The 18,374-nt window shown below is 37.1% G+C and carries 14 protein-coding genes; all 14 read left to right on the top strand.

Going from position 1 to position 18,374, the window contains the following annotated elements:
* Positions 1-61: 61 nt before the first annotated feature.
* The 14 genes from pnp (at position 62) to MHB55_RS07425 (ending at position 18,243) form a co-directional block, all read left to right on the top strand.
* Complete coding sequence (pnp, locus tag MHB55_RS07360; protein ID WP_154311101.1) at positions 62-2,179, top strand: polyribonucleotide nucleotidyltransferase; 2,118 nt, start codon at positions 62-64, stop codon at positions 2,177-2,179.
* A 249-nt stretch (positions 2,180-2,428) separates the two neighbouring features.
* Positions 2,429-3,658 carry a M16 family metallopeptidase gene (locus tag MHB55_RS07365; protein WP_154311100.1) on the top strand — a complete coding sequence of 410 codons (1,230 nt, stop codon included), beginning with the start codon at positions 2,429-2,431 and terminating at the stop codon, positions 3,656-3,658.
* 432 nt (positions 3,659-4,090) lie between these two features.
* Positions 4,091-4,363: a YlmC/YmxH family sporulation protein gene (locus MHB55_RS07370; protein ID WP_144538099.1), complete on the top strand. Its 273-nt coding sequence runs from the start codon at positions 4,091-4,093 to the stop codon at positions 4,361-4,363.
* Positions 4,360-5,157, top strand: coding sequence for an NAD(P)-dependent oxidoreductase (locus MHB55_RS07375; RefSeq protein ID WP_340862894.1), 798 nt, complete (start codon positions 4,360-4,362; stop codon positions 5,155-5,157). Before MHB55_RS07370 ends, MHB55_RS07375 begins: the two co-directional genes overlap by 4 nt.
* Positions 5,157-5,744 carry a dipicolinate synthase subunit B gene (locus tag MHB55_RS07380; RefSeq protein WP_151110509.1) on the top strand — a complete coding sequence of 196 codons (588 nt, stop codon included), beginning with the start codon at positions 5,157-5,159 and terminating at the stop codon, positions 5,742-5,744. Before MHB55_RS07375 ends, MHB55_RS07380 begins: the two co-directional genes overlap by 1 nt.
* An 80-nt stretch (positions 5,745-5,824) precedes the next feature.
* The gene (locus tag MHB55_RS07385; RefSeq protein WP_154311098.1) at positions 5,825-6,862 is read left to right on the top strand and encodes an aspartate-semialdehyde dehydrogenase; all 1,038 of its coding nucleotides are present in this window, start codon (positions 5,825-5,827) and stop codon (positions 6,860-6,862) included.
* 267 nt (positions 6,863-7,129) lie between these two features.
* Positions 7,130-8,011, top strand: coding sequence for a 4-hydroxy-tetrahydrodipicolinate synthase (dapA, locus tag MHB55_RS07390; RefSeq protein WP_340844320.1), 882 nt, complete (start codon positions 7,130-7,132; stop codon positions 8,009-8,011).
* Between the two features lie 117 nt (positions 8,012-8,128).
* Complete coding sequence (locus tag MHB55_RS07395) at positions 8,129-9,796, top strand: ribonuclease J (RefSeq protein WP_154311096.1); 1,668 nt, start codon at positions 8,129-8,131, stop codon at positions 9,794-9,796.
* 119 nt (positions 9,797-9,915) lie between these two features.
* Positions 9,916-12,225, top strand: a complete 2,310-nt coding sequence (locus MHB55_RS07400) for a DNA translocase FtsK (RefSeq protein ID WP_404814863.1) — start codon at positions 9,916-9,918, stop codon at positions 12,223-12,225.
* 494 nt (positions 12,226-12,719) lie between these two features.
* On the top strand, positions 12,720-13,448 hold the full coding sequence (locus tag MHB55_RS07405; RefSeq protein WP_144538105.1) for a GntR family transcriptional regulator: 729 nt from the start codon (positions 12,720-12,722) through the stop codon (positions 13,446-13,448).
* Between the two features lie 42 nt (positions 13,449-13,490).
* Complete coding sequence (locus MHB55_RS07410; protein WP_144538106.1) at positions 13,491-14,567, top strand: BMP family lipoprotein; 1,077 nt, start codon at positions 13,491-13,493, stop codon at positions 14,565-14,567.
* A 132-nt stretch (positions 14,568-14,699) separates the two neighbouring features.
* Positions 14,700-16,247: an ABC transporter ATP-binding protein gene (locus tag MHB55_RS07415; RefSeq protein WP_144538107.1), complete on the top strand. Its 1,548-nt coding sequence runs from the start codon at positions 14,700-14,702 to the stop codon at positions 16,245-16,247.
* Positions 16,237-17,283, top strand: coding sequence for an ABC transporter permease (locus MHB55_RS07420; RefSeq protein WP_154311093.1), 1,047 nt, complete (start codon positions 16,237-16,239; stop codon positions 17,281-17,283). The genes MHB55_RS07415 and MHB55_RS07420 overlap by 11 nt, the downstream gene beginning before the upstream one ends.
* Positions 17,284-18,243: an ABC transporter permease gene (locus MHB55_RS07425; RefSeq protein WP_144538109.1), complete on the top strand. Its 960-nt coding sequence runs from the start codon at positions 17,284-17,286 to the stop codon at positions 18,241-18,243. It abuts the gene before it with no gap.
* Positions 18,244-18,374: the final 131 nt, after the last annotated feature.

The following is an 18,374-nucleotide window of genomic DNA, read 5'->3' on the forward strand; positions in this document are numbered from 1 at the left end:
AGTAGAAAATAATCATCGCCTTATTTAAGGAGTTTTTTGAAGTCGAGAGGAGTCCAGAGCAATGAGTGAAAAGAAAGTATTTACACACGAATGGGCAGGCCGTCCATTGCAAGTAGAAATTGGACAACTTGCAAAACAAGCTAATGGAGCAGTATTAGTAAGATACGGAGATACTAGTGTATTATCTGTAGCTACTGCTTCTAAACAACCAAAAAATCTTGATTTCTTTCCATTAACAGTGAATTATGAAGAGAAGTTATATGCGGTTGGTAAAATTCCTGGTGGATTTATTAAACGTGAAGGACGCCCTTCAGAACGAGCTATTTTAACAAGTCGCTTAATCGACCGTCCAATTCGTCCATTGTTCCCAGATGGTTTCCGTAATGAAGTTCAAGTAATTTCTATTGTTATGTCAGTAGACCAAAACTGTTCCTCTGAAATGGCAGCGATGCTTGGCTCTTCCTTAGCACTAAGTGTATCGGATATTCCATTTGATGGACCGATCGCAGGTGTACAAGTTGGCTTAATTGGGGACGAGTTTATCATTAACCCAACAGTTGAGCAAATGGAAAAAAGCATGTTAGATCTAACTGTAGCTGGGACAAAAGATGCGATTAACATGGTAGAGGCAGGAGCTAAAGAAGTTTCTGAGGAAGTCGTTCTAGAAGCTATTATGTTCGGACACAGTGAAATCGTTAAGCTAATTGAATTCCAAGAAAAAGTGGTTGCAGAAATCGGGAAAGAGAAAAAAGAAATTCCTTTATTTGAATTAGATAAGGAGCTTTTTACGGAAGTAAAAGGGCTTTGCGAAGCTAAGCTAGTTCAAGCTATTCAAGTACAAGAGAAACATGCCCGTGAAGATGCTATATCTGAAGTGAAAACTGAAGTATTAGAACAATATACTGAAAAAGAAGCAACCGATGAAACTTTGAAGCAAGTGCGTGAAATTTTAGATGCTATGGTCAAAGAAGAAGTTCGTCGTTTGATCACAGAAGAAAAAGTACGTCCAGATGGTCGTGGCGTAGCTGAAATTCGTCCATTGTCTTCTGAAGTTGGTGTTTTACCTCGTACACATGGTTCTGGTCTATTTACGCGTGGACAAACTCAAGCTTTGAGTATTTGTACATTAGGGCCACTAGGTGATGTTCAAATTATTGATGGTATCGGCTTAGAGGAATCTAAACGTTTTATGCATCATTATAACTTCCCTCAATTTAGTGTAGGGGAAACGGGCCCAATTCGTGCTCCTGGTCGTCGTGAAATCGGTCACGGTGCTTTAGGTGAACGTGCATTAGAAGCAGTTATTCCAGATGAGAATGATTTCCCGTATACTCTACGTTTAGTTGCTGAAGTACTGGAATCTAATGGTTCTACTTCGCAAGCAAGTATTTGTGCTTCTACACTTGCTATGATGGATGCAGGCGTTCCACTTAAAGCTCCAGTTGCTGGTATTGCTATGGGACTTGTAAAAAAAGGTGAACATTATACAATCTTAACAGACATTCAAGGAATGGAAGACCATCTTGGAGATATGGACTTTAAAGTAGCTGGTACTTCTAAAGGTATAACAGCACTTCAAATGGACATTAAAATCGATGGATTGTCTAAAACGATTTTAGAGGAAGCTCTTGAGCAAGCTAAAATTGGACGTATGCAGATTCTTGAAAGTATGCTTGCTACTATTAGTGAGCCACGTGGAAAATTATCTAAATACGCACCAAAAATTACTGTTATCAAAATCAATCCTGATAAAATTCGTGATGTTATCGGACCTGGTGGTAAGCAAATCAACAAAATCATTGATGAAACTGGCGTAAAAATTGATACTGAGCAAGATGGTACAATTTATATCGCTTCACCAGATGAAGATATGATTGCTCGTGCAAAACAAATCATTGAAGACATTGTTCGCGTAGCTAAGGTTGGCGAATATTACCTAGGAAAAGTAAAACGTATTGAAAAATTCGGTGCTTTCGTAGAAATCTTTAATGGAAAAGATGGTTTGCTTCATATATCAGAAATCCAAGAAGAACGTACGAAAAACGTGGAAGACGTTCTTAAAATTGGGGACGAGTTATTAGTGAAAGTGATCGAAATTGACAATCAAGGCCGTGTTAACTTATCTCGTAAAGTAGTATTAAAAGAAGAAAAAGAACGTGCTGAACAAAAAGAAGATTAATTAATAATATATAATTACGTACAAGGTTGACCGTAGATCCAATCTACGGCAACTTTTTTTAAATAGTAAGAAAAGCGCAGGCACCTATGTTTGCCCCGACAAGCAAATGGGGAAAGTGAGGAGGCAGTTCCCCAGCCACCGGAGCTTTTTCCATTTGACCTCGAGGGGCAAGGTGCTGGAGCTAGACATTGACAAGAAACAAAAAAGTATATGCATAAATCGAAGAATAGATTAGATAGAGGTGTTATATTGATTAAGAAAACAACTTGTAAAAACGGATTACGTATTGTGTATGAACATATCCCACATGTGCGCTCAGTTGCAGTAGGGATTTGGGTGCAGGCAGGATCTCGCTATGAGCTGCCAGAGGAAAACGGGTTGACTCATTTCATCGAGCATATGCTATTTAAAGGAACTGCTACTCGTTCCGCAAGACAGATTGCTGAAGAATTTGATCGTATTGGTGGAAATATTAATGCCTTTACTTCCAAAGAAAATACTTGTTATTACGCGAAAGTACTCGATCATCATGCAAAATATGCTGTAGAGATTCTTGCAGATATGTTCTTTAACTCCACATTTGACCCAATGGAAATAGATAAAGAACGCCAAGTAGTACTTGAGGAAATCAAAATGGTAGAGGATACGCCGGATGATATTGTCCATGAATATTTATGGCAGGCTATGCTTCCTAATGATCCATTAGGTGCACCTATACTAGGAACGGAAGAAACATTAAATACATTTACTAGAGAATCCATTATTTCTTATATGGAAAAACACTACACACCAAAAAATGTAGTGATTTCTGTAGCTGGTAATATTTCAGAGGATTTATTGAGTCATATTGAAGCGTTATTTGGCGACTTTAAACAACCGTTAACAGAAGTGACACAGTTCAGTACTCCTACTATAAAACCTGTATATACAGAAAGTCATAAGGACACAGAACAAGCTCACTTATGTCTAGCATATCCAGGACTTAGTGTGAAGGCTGATAACATATACAGTCTGGTTGTGTTGAATAACATACTTGGAGGTAGTATGTCCTCAAGACTATTCCAAGAAATTCGAGAAGAAAAAGGGCTTGCCTATTCCATTTATTCCTATCATTCATCTTACGAGGACACAGGAGTAGTAGCTATATATGGTGGAACATCTTGCAATCAATTAGAAGAATTAAAGAGTTCAATCAATGAAACAATTCAAACTGTCATGGAGCAAGGTTTTACCGAAACAGAAATTTCGAATGCAAAAGAGCAACTTAAAGGAAACCTGCTATTAGGGTTGGAAAGCTCTAATTCTAGAATGAACCGTAACGGTAAAAACGAATTGTTATATGGCAAGCATCGTTCCCTAGATGAAGTAAGTGACACAATCGATGAAGTTACTCTTGAATCGGTAATGGAACTAACAAAAGAAATATTCTCTCATGAACCAGCGGTATCGGTAATCATGCCTAAAGACGTCGAGTGCTAATCGGCGTCTTTTTTTCGTTCTTAAAAAAGCATATACTTTTTTCAAGTGATTAAAGGGAATGATATAGGAGCTTTGTTGACTCAAAAGACTAAAAGAAAGCTAGCTCAAATACATACATTTTTTCGATTACGTCATCAAATATCTTCTGAAAGTTACAAAGCTTGCTTAGAATAGTTTGAGATGCTCCCGTAACCTTTATATTCTTTGTAATATTTACCTATACCACTTTTTCACACACCTAAAGTGAAAATTAGCAAATTATAATCCATGCTTTTTACCTATGTTTATAGGATGTATATATAGAACTACACAATTTAAATGAATCCTATGGGAAGTGTTCTATGCAACAGCCTTTTATTTTAATGGGATTTTAATTCACTTTGTTTTGAAAATGGCATATACATAAGTAGAGATGAACAAGGAGGGGACAGATTGTTACTTTCAGAACTTGCAGAAAAAGAGCTTATTCAAGTGAAAGATGGTACCAGATATGGGAGGCTTGCAGATACTGAATTACTTTTTAATCCACAAACCGGTAAGATACAAGGTTTTGAATTATTTCAAAAATCTTCGTCTTTCTTTCAATCCAATAAAACACCTAGAAAAAAAGAGTTTATATCGTGGGAAGAAATTATTCTCATTGGGAAAGATCGTATCCTTTTTAACGAAACAGACTCATCTATCGAAACCAGTGTATACCCATGAATAAAAAAATTGCGATAATTGGAACTGACCCACGCTTGAACTACTTGCAGCAATCTGTATCAGATTATTTAGACACCCAGCTCTATCCAACGATGACATGGGATAAAGAACTAAGGGAAACCGTCTTTTCATATGAACCAGATATAGTTTTTTTGCCAATCCAACCGATTCATACTGAAGGCCCTTTTGAATTACCTATAAGCTGTCAAACTGTTTTTATAGGGAAATCTACTGAAAGCATAGAGAAGGCAGTAAAAAAGGATAATATACAGACCTTTTATTATCTAGAAGATGAAGAATGGATATGGGACAATGCAAATTTGACTGCTGAGGGATTCATTAATTACTTCTACTCGCAAGAGAAACAAGTAATCTATAACAAAGAATTCATAATTACAGGTTATGGCCGGGTAGGTAAAAGGCTAGCTTTAGCACTGCACCATCTTGGAGCGAAGGTTATTATCTCGGTTCGATCCGAACATCAGCTCTATGAAGCGAAAAGCTATGGTTATCAAATATCTACATTAGATAACTTACTTGAAGAACAGATGAGACCTTCACTTTACATGATAAATACCATTCCGTCCAAATGGCTAAAAAATGAAAATGCTGTTTATTTTAAAAGAGTTTTTGACCTTGCATCAAATCCAGGGTGTCTGATAGATGTAGAAAACACCCCTCTTAATTATAGTCTCTCTACAAGCTTACCAGGAATGTATTTTCCACAAGATGCAGGGCAATTACTTGCCAGAGCTGTTTTAAAGCATCTGGCTTTCTTAGAGGAGGAAAAATAGTGTTAGAAGGTCTTCGAATTGGTCTTGGAATTACCGCTTCTCACTGTACTTATGAGGAAGTAATTCCAATGATCAAGCAATTTACGGATGTTGGTGCCACTGTAGTGCCCATCATCACGTATTCTGTTTTAACAGCAGCCACTCGATTCGGTACTGGAGAAGAGTGGGTAGAAAAAATAGAAGCTGCAAGTGGCAATAAAGTAGTTTCAAAAATAGTGGAGGCAGAGCCTTTTGGACCTACTAATCCACTAGACTGTATGGTGATAGCACCAATGACGGGTAATTCAATAAGTAAGCTAGCTAATGCGCAAACGGACTCTCCAGTATTAATGGCTGCTAAGGCTACGCTGCGTAACGGTAAACCTGTCGTTCTAGGGATATCAACTAATGATGCTCTTGGTCTTAATGGCATGAATATTATGAAGCTACTCTCAACTAAAAATATTTACTTTATCCCCTTTGGTCAAGACAGTCCTCACAAAAAACCTAATTCCTTAATAGCTGATTTTAAACAGATTGTGCCCACGGTTGAACATGCAATTGCCTCCAAACAAATACAGCCTTTACTCATAAATTATGAATTATAAATATTAATAATAGTGTATTTTTATAGTATGTATGATACAATATCGCCAATATGTTTTGATTTTTGAAAGGAGAGCTTTACATGTCACAAAAATTTACAACAGCAATTGTAGGGGCTACAGGTGCTGTCGGCCAAAAAATTATTGAAAAATTAGTTGAGAGAAGCTTTCCATTTGCGGAATTAAAATTGTTAGCTTCTAAGAAATCAGCAGGTAAACAAATTGAAGTAAACGGAAAAAACTATACAATCGAAGAAGCCACACCAGAGGCTTTTGAAGGTGTTGACATAGCATTTTTTTCTGCAGGAGGTTCGATTTCGAAAGCATTAGCTAAGGAGGCTAGTAAGAGAGGCGCCATAGTCGTGGATAATACAAGTGCATTTCGAATGGATCCAGATGTTCCATTAGTAGTACCAGAGGTAAATAAGCAAGCCTTGCACGAACAGCAAGGAATCATTGCTAACCCTAATTGCTCTACTATTCAGATGGTCGTAGCTTTAGAGCCAATCCGAAAGCAATATGGATTATCAAAAGTTATTGTCTCAACTTATCAGGCAGTATCAGGAGCAGGAGCGGCAGCTATTCATGAATTGACATCTCAGAGTGAGAGAATAGCAGAAAAGCAACCCACTTCTGAAATTTTACCTGTTAAAAGTGAAGAGAAGCACTTTCCGATTGCAGGAAATGTTATCCCACAAATCGATGTGTTCAATGAGGATGGATTTACATTCGAAGAACATAAAATGATGAATGAAACGAAAAAAATTATGTCTCTTCCAGATCTCTCTATTGCTGCTACTTGTGTGAGAGTGCCAGTAGTAACTGGTCATTCTGAATCGGTGTACATTGAGGTAGAAAAGGAAAATGTAACAGTAGCAGATATTAAGCAGCTCTTGGCAAGTGCAGAAGGTGTTACTCTGCAGGATGATCCTAGTGAGCAACTGTATCCTATGCCTTACTTTTCCGAGGATGAAGATGCTGTTTTCATCGGACGTATTAGGAAGGATCCTTCTAGTGAGTATGGCTTCCATATGTGGATCGTTGCTGACAATCTCTTAAAAGGTGCGGCTCTTAATTCAATTCAAATTGCTGAAGCTCTCATCGATGAAAAAATCTTATAATTAATATTATATATACGTTGGATAGGTTAGATAAACCTACCGACATATAAGAATAGTAATATAAGGAGAAAGATTAACTTTCTCCTTTTCTAACGAAGAAGAAAGTCTGTGCTTTTTTAATTGTCAAGCTCCAGCGCAAAGCTCGTCTCAAGTAAGAGGGTTGCGGTGGCTTAAGAACTGCCTCCTAGCTTTACCATTTGCTAGTCAGGGCAGACATAAGTGCTTGTGCTTTTATTAAAAGGCGAATTTGATAAGAGGTGTAATTCAATGAATATCGGAAATATTTCTACAGCAATGGTGACTCCGTTTCACGCAGACGGTACTATTGACTTTCGCGCAACCGAAGAACTTTTAGAACACTTGCTTTCAAACGGAACAGATTCCCTAGTAGTAAGTGGTACAACAGGTGAATCTCCAACACTATCGACAGATGAAAAACTAAAGCTTATACAATTTGTAGTAGAAAAAGTAAACAATCGAGTACCAGTTATCGCTGGAACAGGTAGCAATAATACAGCTGCATCTATAGAACTTTCTCAAAAGGCAGAAGCTCTTGGAGTTGATGCTTTAATGATTGTTACTCCTTACTACAACAAGCCGAATCAGCGTGGAATGATTGCACATTTTGAAGCAATTGCATCTGCGACTTCAATTCCCATTGTAGTATATAATATTCCAGGGCGTTCCGTTGTTAATCTGGAGCCTGATTCGATTGTGGCTCTAAGTAAAATTCCATCGATCCAAATTGTAAAAGAAGCTAGTGGCAGCTTAGATCAAATGACAAAAATTTTAGCGGATACGGATGATGATTTCCTTGTATATAGTGGTGATGACGGATTGACTTTACCATTGCTCGCAATAGGGGGATCTGGAATTATATCGGTTGCTTCCCATGTAATAGGGAAAGAAATGCAAGAAATGATACAACTGTTCCGTCAAGGCGAGCATTTGAAGGCTGCTAAAATACATCAACAAACGCTACCTGTGATTAAAGCGTTGTTCCAACATCCGAATCCAGTAGTAGTGAAATATGCACTTACTAAAATTGGAGTTGAAACTGGATCTTTAAGACTTCCATTAGTAGAAATGACAAAGGAAGAAAAGCTGGAATTTGATAATGTTTGGGAGAAATATTTAGAAGCCAAGTAATTACGTGAAAAGCTGAAGAATTCAACCTTCAGCTTTTTTTATTTGTGTGAAACGGTGACGTCCGATATAATAAAAAATAGTGGATGTTGGTCGGGTTAACAATTAGGAGGAAAAGAATTGGTAAAAGTTAAAAATGAACTTATTCGTATTATACCGCTCGGTGGAGTTGGCGAAATCGGTAAAGCGATGTACGTAGTAGAAATAGACGATGAAATCTTTGTAGTAGATAGCGGTCTTATGTTCCCGGAAAACGAAATGTTGGGTATTGATATCGTCATTCCTGATATTACGTATTTAGAGGAAAACAAAGATCGGGTTAAAGGAATCTTTTTAACGCATGGACATGAAGACGCAATTGGCTCTATTGCTTATTTACTGCAAAAGATTCAAGCGCCTGTATATGGCTCCAAGCTAACTATTGCTTTGGCAAAAACTCATGTAAAGGCAATGCCAGCAAAGCAACAAGTAAAGTATTTTGAAGTAACAAATAAAAGTCGAATGAACTTCCAAAACACACACGTAACATTTTTTCACACAACACATAGTATCCCGGATTCTTTAGGTATCGTATTCCATACTTCTGAAGGTGCTATTGTGCATACAGGAGAATTTAAGTTTGATCAATCTGCTAGAGGGAAATACCGCCCAGATATAGCAAAAATGGCAGGACTAGGAGAAGAAGGCGTGTTTATCCTCATGTCTGATTCAACAGAAGCAGAAAGACCCGGATATACAACATCAGAAGCAGTTATTGAAAACCAATTATCAGAAACATTCCACGCTGCTAAAGGTCGTATTCTTGTATCTCTTTATGCATCCAATTTTATAAGAATTCAACAGGTATTTGACAAAGCTGCTGAGACTGGCAAAAAAGTTGCTATTGCAGGAAAAAGCTTAGAGAATATCTTTGCTATAGGTTTAGACTTAGGTTATTTTACTGTCAAAGAAGAAACTATGATTCCGATAAAAGAAATCTCTAAATATAACGATGAAGATATTGTAATTATCGTTTCTGGTAATCAAGGAGAACCTTTAGAGGCTTTAGAGAAAATGGTTCGCAAGCATCATAAGGATATTAAGATTAAAGATACGGATACTGTACTTATAACATTTACACCATCTCCAGGAATGGAAGTTGGAGTATTTAATACGATGAATCTTATCGCAAAAGCTGGAGCAAAAGTTTTGACCTCTAGTAAAAATGTCCACGTATCAGGACATGGTAGTCAAGAGGATTTAAAAATGATGTTAAACCTCACAAAGCCTAAATACTTTATTCCAATTCAAGGGGAGTATCGTATGCTGATAGCTCATTCTAAATTGGCTCAGGACTTGGGGATGGCAAAGTCAGAAATATTTATAGCTGATAAAGGCGATATTGTAGAATACAAAAATGGAAAAATTAGAATGAGTGGAAGAGTACAAGCTGGCAACGTTCTAATAGATGGGATTGGCGTTGGAGATGTAGGTAACATTGTCTTAAGAGACCGTAAACTATTATCTCAGGACGGAATCTTTATCGTAGTAATTACACTTAACCGTGCTCAAAAGAAAATAGCTTCAGGACCTGAGATTCTATCAAGAGGTTTTGTATACGTAAGAGAATCAGAAGAGTTAATGGATGAATCCGCTAAATTAGTAAGAACAATTGTTGAAAAATATGTGAATAAAGAAACGTTTGAATGGACAAACATTAAACAAGAAATCCGTGATACGCTAAATTCATATTTATTCCAACAAACGAAGAGACGTCCGATGATTATTCCAATTATAATGGAATATTGATATCTAAAATCAGGATTTCCTTTCCCATTGTGGAAGGAAATCTTTTTTATCTTCTGAAGCTGTTATATTTTACCTGTTAAGTGCATGCTATTGGAAAAGATTATTTTTAAACAAAGTAGGTGACATTCGTGGCAAAGAAGAAAACTAAAAAGAAAGTCAAAAAAAACAAGAAAAAATCACTTCATCCATTAATGTTTGAAATTATAGGACTTCTCATATTGGGAATCGCTGTAATTTCTTTCTTTGAATATGGCCTAGTTGGCGAAGTTTTCGCGTATATAGGCTATTTCTTATTTGGTAACTGGCATATTGCAATACCGTTTATGTTCGTTATTTATGCTTTTATAATTATGATAAAACAAACGTTTCCACCATGGAATCATCGTTTGCTGTTAAGCGGTGCATTTATTTTGAGCAGTTTATTAATATTTAGCCATTTAGCACTCTTTGAGCAATTGTTTGAAGGAAAGGCATTAATGTCAAACTCTGTATTAAGGGAAAGTTATAGAGTATTAGTTGAAAGTGGAGGAATTTCAAACAGAAGTAGCTCACTTGGCGGAGGTATGATTGGTGCTATATTGTTTGCATCATTTCATGTGTTGTTTGACTCTGCAGGTGCTAAAGTTATTAGCTGGCTCTTACTTTTAATTGGTATCGTTTTATTAACTGGAAAAGCATTAGTTCCCTACTTAGTAGAGATATCACCTAAGATGGCAGAAAGCTTTAAGAAAAGAGCGAAAAAAGAAAAGCAAAAACCAGCAACAGAGACCAAAAGAGTTTCTCGCAGATCTCGTAAGGATGCAGTAGAGGAAGAGGCTGAGCAAGCTGTTACTATACATGACATGAATCCTGGGCAACAGGAAGAGCCAGAAGTAGCATCCGCTCCTATCATCTCTGCATTCACTGAAAGAATTACGAGAAGAGAAGATCCTGCTGAACAAACAGAACCAACTGAACCTATAGAGATTAACATGGATGCTGATGAACTTGAAAATGAAGATTATCAGCTGCCTAGCATTAATCTGTTGGATTCTCCAGAGCATAATGACCAAAGTGGAGAGTTAAATGCTATACAAGCAAATGCTAAAAAATTGGAGCAAACTTTCTTAAGCTTTGGTGTAAAAGCTAAGGTTATGCAGGTCCACCTAGGTCCAGCGGTTACTAAATATGAAGTTCTACCTGACGTAGGTGTCAAAGTTAGTAGAATTGTGAGCCTTCATGATGATTTAGCACTGGCGTTAGCAGCTAGAGATATTCGAATTGAAGCACCAATTCCTGGAAAATCTGCTGTAGGGATAGAAGTACCTAACAAAGAGGTGGCAATAGTCAGCCTGCGAGAGGTATTGGAAGCAAAAGAGAACAATAAGCCGAGCCAAAAGCTATTGATAGGTTTTGGCCGAGATGTAACAGGACAGGCGGTATTAGCCGAGTTAAACAAAATGCCCCATCTACTTGTGGCAGGTTCTACTGGAAGCGGGAAGAGTGTATGTATTAATGGGATTATTACAAGTATCATGATGCGAGCAAAACCGCATGAAGTGAAAATGATGATGATTGATCCTAAAATGGTTGAGCTAAATGTCTATAATGGCATTCCACATTTATTGGCACCTGTAGTAACCGATCCGCGAAAAGCATCACAGGCACTAAAGAAAATCGTTTCTGAGATGGAAAGAAGATATGACCTGTTCTCTCATACAGGAACTCGTAATATCCAAGGCTATAATGATCATATTGAAAAATGGAATGAGGAAAATGAAGAGAAGCATCCAAAGCTCCCGTTTATTGTAGTAATTGTAGATGAGCTGGCTGACTTGATGATGGTAGCTTCAAGTGATGTAGAAGATTCTATTACACGAATTGCACAAATGGCTCGTGCGGCAGGAATCCATTTAATAATAGCAACACAAAGACCAAGTGTTGACGTTATTACAGGTATTATCAAAGCTAATATACCTTCAAGAATTGCATTTGCAGTATCTTCATCCGTAGATTCTCGAACTATTCTAGATATGGGTGGCGCAGAAAAACTGCTTGGTAGAGGGGATATGTTATTTCTGCCAGCAGGAAGCTCTAAGCCGGTTCGAGTACAGGGAGCTTACTTATCAGATGCCGAGGTGGAAAGAATTGTCGACTTTGTAATTGAACAACAAAAGGCCAATTACCAAGAAGAAATGATTCCAGATGAAGTGGAAGAATCACAAGAGCAGCTGGATCGTGATGATTTATACGATGATGCTGCGCAGTTGGTTATGGAAATGCAAACGGCATCTGTTTCCTTAATACAAAGACGTTTCCGTGTAGGTTATTCTAGAGCAGCTCGAATAATTGATCAGCTTGAGCTGGGTGGAATCGTAGGACCTTATGAAGGAAGTAAGCCAAGACAAGTGTTAATATCGAAACAAGAGTATGACCAAGATACTCTGTGAGAAATTAATGCGTATAGAAGACTTATTTTAATGCTCGATTTTTATAATACGAAGCAAATTTTATTAAAAAACTAAAGAAAGATAATCGAGAGGCATTTTCTCGGTTATCTTTTTTATTTGTGTTTTATATATAAGCACTATAGAAAAAATATGAAATTACTGAATCTATATTTCGATAAAAGTATACCTGTGATATTACTAACATCCAATTGAATTATAATTCTCTATCCAAAAAAACTTTTTTAGACTAAAATAAAGTAAAGAATACAAATATCGAAGAATTCAGTGTTTATAAGCTTTTTGGCAATTAGTATCACACATTAATCCATATATTATGACAAAATGATTACATTTATATAATATTAGTATAAATTCTTTTCTAATATTCGAAAATAAAGTATTTATTTAAAGGATTAAAAATGTTATAGTATGTACTGATTAGTAGGAAAGTTTTACATCAGAGGTCTGATCTCTTCATAATGGTGGTGTTTTAAATGACAATAAAAATGGATCAAAGGCATTTGTACCTACAAGTGATCGATCGTCTTAAACAAGACATTGAAAAGGGGATATTCAAAGAAAAGGAGAAATTACCTTCTGAATTTGAATTAGCCAAGCTCCTTGGGGTTAGTCGAGCGACTTTACGTGAAGCTCTACGTGTGCTGGAGGAAGAAAATATTATCGTAAGAAGACATGGCGTAGGAACCTTTGTTAACTCAAAGCCAGTTTTTACATCGGGGATTGAACAGCTCTCCAGTGTTTCGACGATGATTCGAAACGCAGGTATGGAGCCTGGTACTATTTACCTTAGTTCTATGGAATCAGCTGCTTCGGAGGATGATAGCAAACGTTTCCAATGTGTGGAGGATGCAACTATCGTCACGATGGAACGTGTCCGAACTGCAGACGATGAGCCAGTAGTGTATTGTGTCGATAAAGTTCCACAAGATTATTTGCCGACGGATTTTCTAATTAGAAAAGAAGGATCCATTTTTACTGCTTTGGAGGAAACAGGGGACATTCGTATTTCGCACGCAGTCGCTTACATTGATCCAGTGGGATATCATGAAGTAGCTACGCCGACTTTAAATTGTGAACCAGAGACTTCATTGCTAGTTTTAAAACAACTTCATTATGATGAGAATGATCGTGTAGTTTTATATTCGAAAAATTATTTTCGAGCTGATAAATTTAGCTTTCATGTAGTTCGGAAAAGGGTGTAGAAATAGTTCCTGCTAAGAAGAAAAATAATGGGGGTTTTCAAGTTGACAAAACGTAAATTTGGTTTAGGCTTATCACTTGTATTAGCTGCTGGTACTATTCTTGGAGCTTGTGGTTCTAAAGATGAAGAGAAGACTGACGAAGGTTCAAACACTGGCAGTGGAACAGAAGAAAAAGTAGATTTCTCTTTAGCAATGGTTACTGACGTTGGTGGAGTAGATGACAAATCATTTAACCAACTAGCTTGGGAAGGTATTGAAGCATTTGGTAAAGAGCATGGCCTTAAAAAAGGTGATGGCGGTTATGATTATCTTCAATCTCAATCTGATGCAGATTACATCAATAACATTACTAACCTAGTTCGTCGTGATTTTGACGTAGTTTATGGTATCGGTTTCTTGATGGAAAAGCCAATTGGAACTATTGCTAGTCAACAACCAGATGCTCAATTAGCTATTATTGACTCTATAGTTGATGCTCCAAACGTAGCTTCTGTAATGTTTAAAGAACAAGAAGGATCGTTCCTTGCAGGAGTTGCTGCAGCATTAATGTCTGAATCAAAACAAATTGGTTTTGTTGGTGGAATGGAGATTCCTGTTATTGAACGCTTCGAAGCAGGATTCCTTGAAGGTGTTAAAGCAGTTGATCCATCTATTAAAGTAGACGTTCAATATACTGGTAAGTTTGATGATGCAGCTCTTGGTAAAACAACAGCTAATCGTATGTACTCTTCAGGCGTAGATATTATTTTCCACGCAGCTGGTGGTACTGGTAATGGTGTATTTGCTGAAGCAAAAGAACGTAAAACTAAAGATGCTAATGCTAACGTATGGGTAATCGGAGTTGACTCTGACCAATACGAAGAGGGTGCAGTTGGAGATACTAACGTAACACTTACTTCTATGCAAAAACGTGTAGATGTTGCAGTACAAAACATTGCAAAAGAAGCAATGGATGGTAAATTCCCTGGTGGAAAAACAGTTACTTACGGTTTAGCTGAAGAAGGCGTTCAACTTGCTGATTCTCGCGGAGCTATTCCGGATGATGTTTTAGCAAAAATTGATGAGTATTCTAAAAAGATTGCTGCTGGTGAAATCGTAGTTCCTGAAACTGTAGAATAATTTGACTTAACATCATAAAGACCGACTTGCTCGGTCTTTATGATATTTTAAATTAGTAGAAGAAAGATTTTAAATATTTAAAGTCTTTCCTGTATTAATTTAGTACTAGTATTCAAGTAGGGAGTGAATTCATTGGATTATGTAATAGAGATGCTAGGCATTCGGAAAGAGTTTGGATCGTTTGTAGCAAATGATAATATAACCCTTCAATTGAAGAAGGGAGAAATACATGCTCTTTTAGGTGAAAATGGAGCGGGAAAATCCACTCTAATGAATGTTTTATTTGGTCTATATCAGCCTGAAGGCGGAGAGATAAAAGTTAGAGGTAATTCTGTAAAAATTACCGATCCAAATGTTGCTAATGATCTTGGAATTGGCATGGTTCATCAGCATTTCATGTTAGTAGAAAATTTTACAGTTACTGAAAATATTATTTTAGGTAACGAGCCGACAAGTGGCGGAGTAGTTAATATTAAAGATGCTGCACGTAAAATTGAACAGCTATCAGAAACTTATGGATTAAACGTAGATCCATATGCAAAGATTGAAGATATTTCAGTTGGAATGCAGCAAAGGGTGGAAATTTTGAAAACGCTTTATCGTGGAGCGGAGATCCTTATTTTTGACGAGCCAACTGCTTCACTAACTCCACAAGAGATTAATGAGCTTATACAAATTATGAAGCGCCTTATTAAAGAAGGTAAATCTATTATTCTAATAACTCACAAACTAAAGGAAATTATGGATGTTTCTGATAGAGTGACAGTTATTCGTAAAGGTAAAGGGATTGGGACTGTAATAACAGCAGAAACAAATCCAAATGAATTGGCATCTCTAATGGTCGGTCGTCAGGTCGAATTTAAAACAGTTAAGGGAGAAGCTACTCCTAAGGAAGAAGCGTTAATTATTAAGGAGTTAGTGGTAACTGATTACCGTGGGATTGAAAAGGTAAAAGGATTAAATTTAACTGTTCGTAAGGGTGAAATTCTAGGACTTGCAGGAATTGATGGGAACGGTCAAAGTGAGTTGATTGAAGCCATTACTGGTCTTCGTAAATCTAAAAGCGGATCTATCTTTGTAAATGGACAAGATGTCACAAACAAAAAGCCTCGTAAAGTAACTGAGGCGGGAGTAGGACACATACCACAGGATAGACATAAGCATGGTTTAGTTTTAGATTTTCCAATCGGTCATAATATTGCACTACAAACCTATTATTTAGAGCCTATTTCTAAAAGAGGAATCATTAATTATAAAAAAGTTTCTAATTTAGCTCAAAAAATTATTAAAGAATATGATGTTCGTACACAAGGAGAGCACACATTAGCTCGATCCTTATCTGGAGGTAATCAACAGAAGGCTATTATTGGTCGTGAGGTTGTCCGTGATCCTGAGCTTTTAATTGCAGCACTTCCTACTCGTGGTCTTGACGTAGGAGCCATTGAATTTATTCATCAGCGTTTAATAGAGCAAAGAGATAAAGGAAAAGCAGTTTTACTTCTTTCGTTTGAATTAGATGAGGTAATGAATGTATCTGACCGTATTGCCGTTATTTATGATGGGCAAATTGTCGATACACTTTCTCCTAAAGAAACTACTGAGCAAGAGCTTGGTCTATTAATGGCTGGACAAACTAGAAACAAAGACAACAAACAGGGGGATGTAGAGCATGTCGAATAGAGTAGTAAATATACTTGTCCCTGTTATTTCTGTAATACTAGGGTTAATCGTCGGCGCGATTGTCATGCTAGTAAGTGGATATGATCCTATACTAGGATATTCAGCGTTATGGGAAGGTATATTTGGTGACGCTTATAGAATTGGTGAAACAGTACGCCAAATTACACCTTACCTATTATCAGGGCTTGCGGTAGCATTTGCATTCCGAACAGGTTTGTTTAATATTGGTGTAGAAGGTCAATTACTAGTAGGGTGGTTTGCAGCTACTTATGTTGGAATTGCATTTGACCTACCGATGTATATTCATCTTCCTTTAGCCGTTCTTGCAGCAGCAGTTGCAGGTGGGTTATGGGCTTTCCTTCCGGGGTTATTAAAAGCAAAGCTACAAGTTCATGAAGTAATTGTAACGATTATGATGAACTATATTGCACTCCATACAACTAATGCACTTATTAAAATTGTTGCGGATGGCGGAGACAGTACCGAAGCGATTAAACCAACAGCTTCACTTACATCCGCTTTCTTCCAAAGCATTACTGATTACTCTCGTTTACACTACGGAATTTTCATTGCGCTAGCAATGGTTTTAGTTATGTGGTTTATTTTAGAAAAAACAACTACTGGTTATGAACTGAAATCAGTAGGTTTCAACAAACATGCTTCAGAGTATGCTGGGATGAATGTTTCTAAGAATATTATTCTATCAATGGTTATCTCAGGTGCTTTTGCTGGTCTAGCTGGTGCTATGGAGGCATTGGGTACATTTGGTTACGCAAGCTCAAAGGGTGCCTTTACTGGTATCGGATTTGATGGAATCGCCGTAGCTTTACTTGGGGCGAATACACCTCTAGGAGTAATTTTTGGTGCTACATTATTTGGCTCGCTTAAATATGGAGCAACCAATATGCCGAACGCAGCGGGAGTACCAATAGAAATCGTATCGATCGTTATTGCGATTATTATTTTCTTCGTTGCATGTGGATATGTCATTCGCTATTTCCTTGAAAAGATTAGTAAGAAAAAGGAGGCGAACTAAATGAGCTTTTTAGACGTATTATATTTCATTATTCCATCAGCAATTTTCTATGCAGCCCCTTTGGTTTTCACAGCTATTGGAGGAGTTTTCTCTGAAAGATCAGGTGTGATTAACATCGGACTTGAAGGTATGATGGTTATGGGTGCCTTTATCGGGATTATTTTTAACTTAACGTTTGTAGATACTTTTGGTTCTATGACTCCGTGGGTTGCTGTAATTGCAGCAATGCTTGTTTCTGGTCTATTTGCATTACTTCATGCGGTGGCTTCTATTTCATTTAGAGCTGACCAAACGATTTCAGGGGTAGCAATTAACATGCTAGGTATTGCGATTGCCTTGTTTTCTGTAAAAATGATTTATGACAAAGGACAAACAGATTATATTGAAGAACGTTTTATCCGTTTTGATATCCCTGGTTTAAGTGAAATACCTATAATCGGTCCAATGTTATTTAAGGATGTTTACTCTACTTCTATATTAGCTGTTGCAGTAGCAATTCTTGCTTGGTTTGTTATTTATAAAACTCCATTTGGACTCCGTCTTCGTGCTGTAGGTGAACATCCGATGGCTGCAGATACAATGGGAGTTAATGTTAAGAAAATGCGTTATATTGCGGTAGTACTATCTGGTATGTTAGCAGGTATTGGTGGAGCTGTTTATTCTCAATCAATTTCTGGGGAATTCAGTCATACAACAATTAACGGTCAAGGATTCATGGCACTAGCAGCTATGATTTTTGGTAAATGGCATCCGCTTGGTGCACTAGGAGCAGCATTATTCTTCGGGTTTGCACAAGCATTAAGTATTGTAGGAGGTCAGATTCCTTACATTGATCAAATTCCAAGCTTTTATTTACACATTTTACCGTATGTATTAACTATTCTTGCTGTAGCTGGATTCATAGGAAAAGCTAATGCACCTAAGGCAAGTGGAATTCCATACATTAAAGGGAATAGATAAAAATATATTAATTGAGTTATTTTCATATATAATGACTTTTGAAATTGATTCAACTAGTAAGTTTTTAGGCATTAAATGGGACAACTAATAAAATAATCTTATTTATGTAAAAGGGACCAATCATTTGGTCC

The sequence above is a fragment of the Psychrobacillus sp. FSL K6-1267 genome (assembly GCF_038003265.1).
GTDB classification, from domain to species: Bacteria; Bacillota; Bacilli; order Bacillales_A; family Planococcaceae; genus Psychrobacillus; species Psychrobacillus faecigallinarum.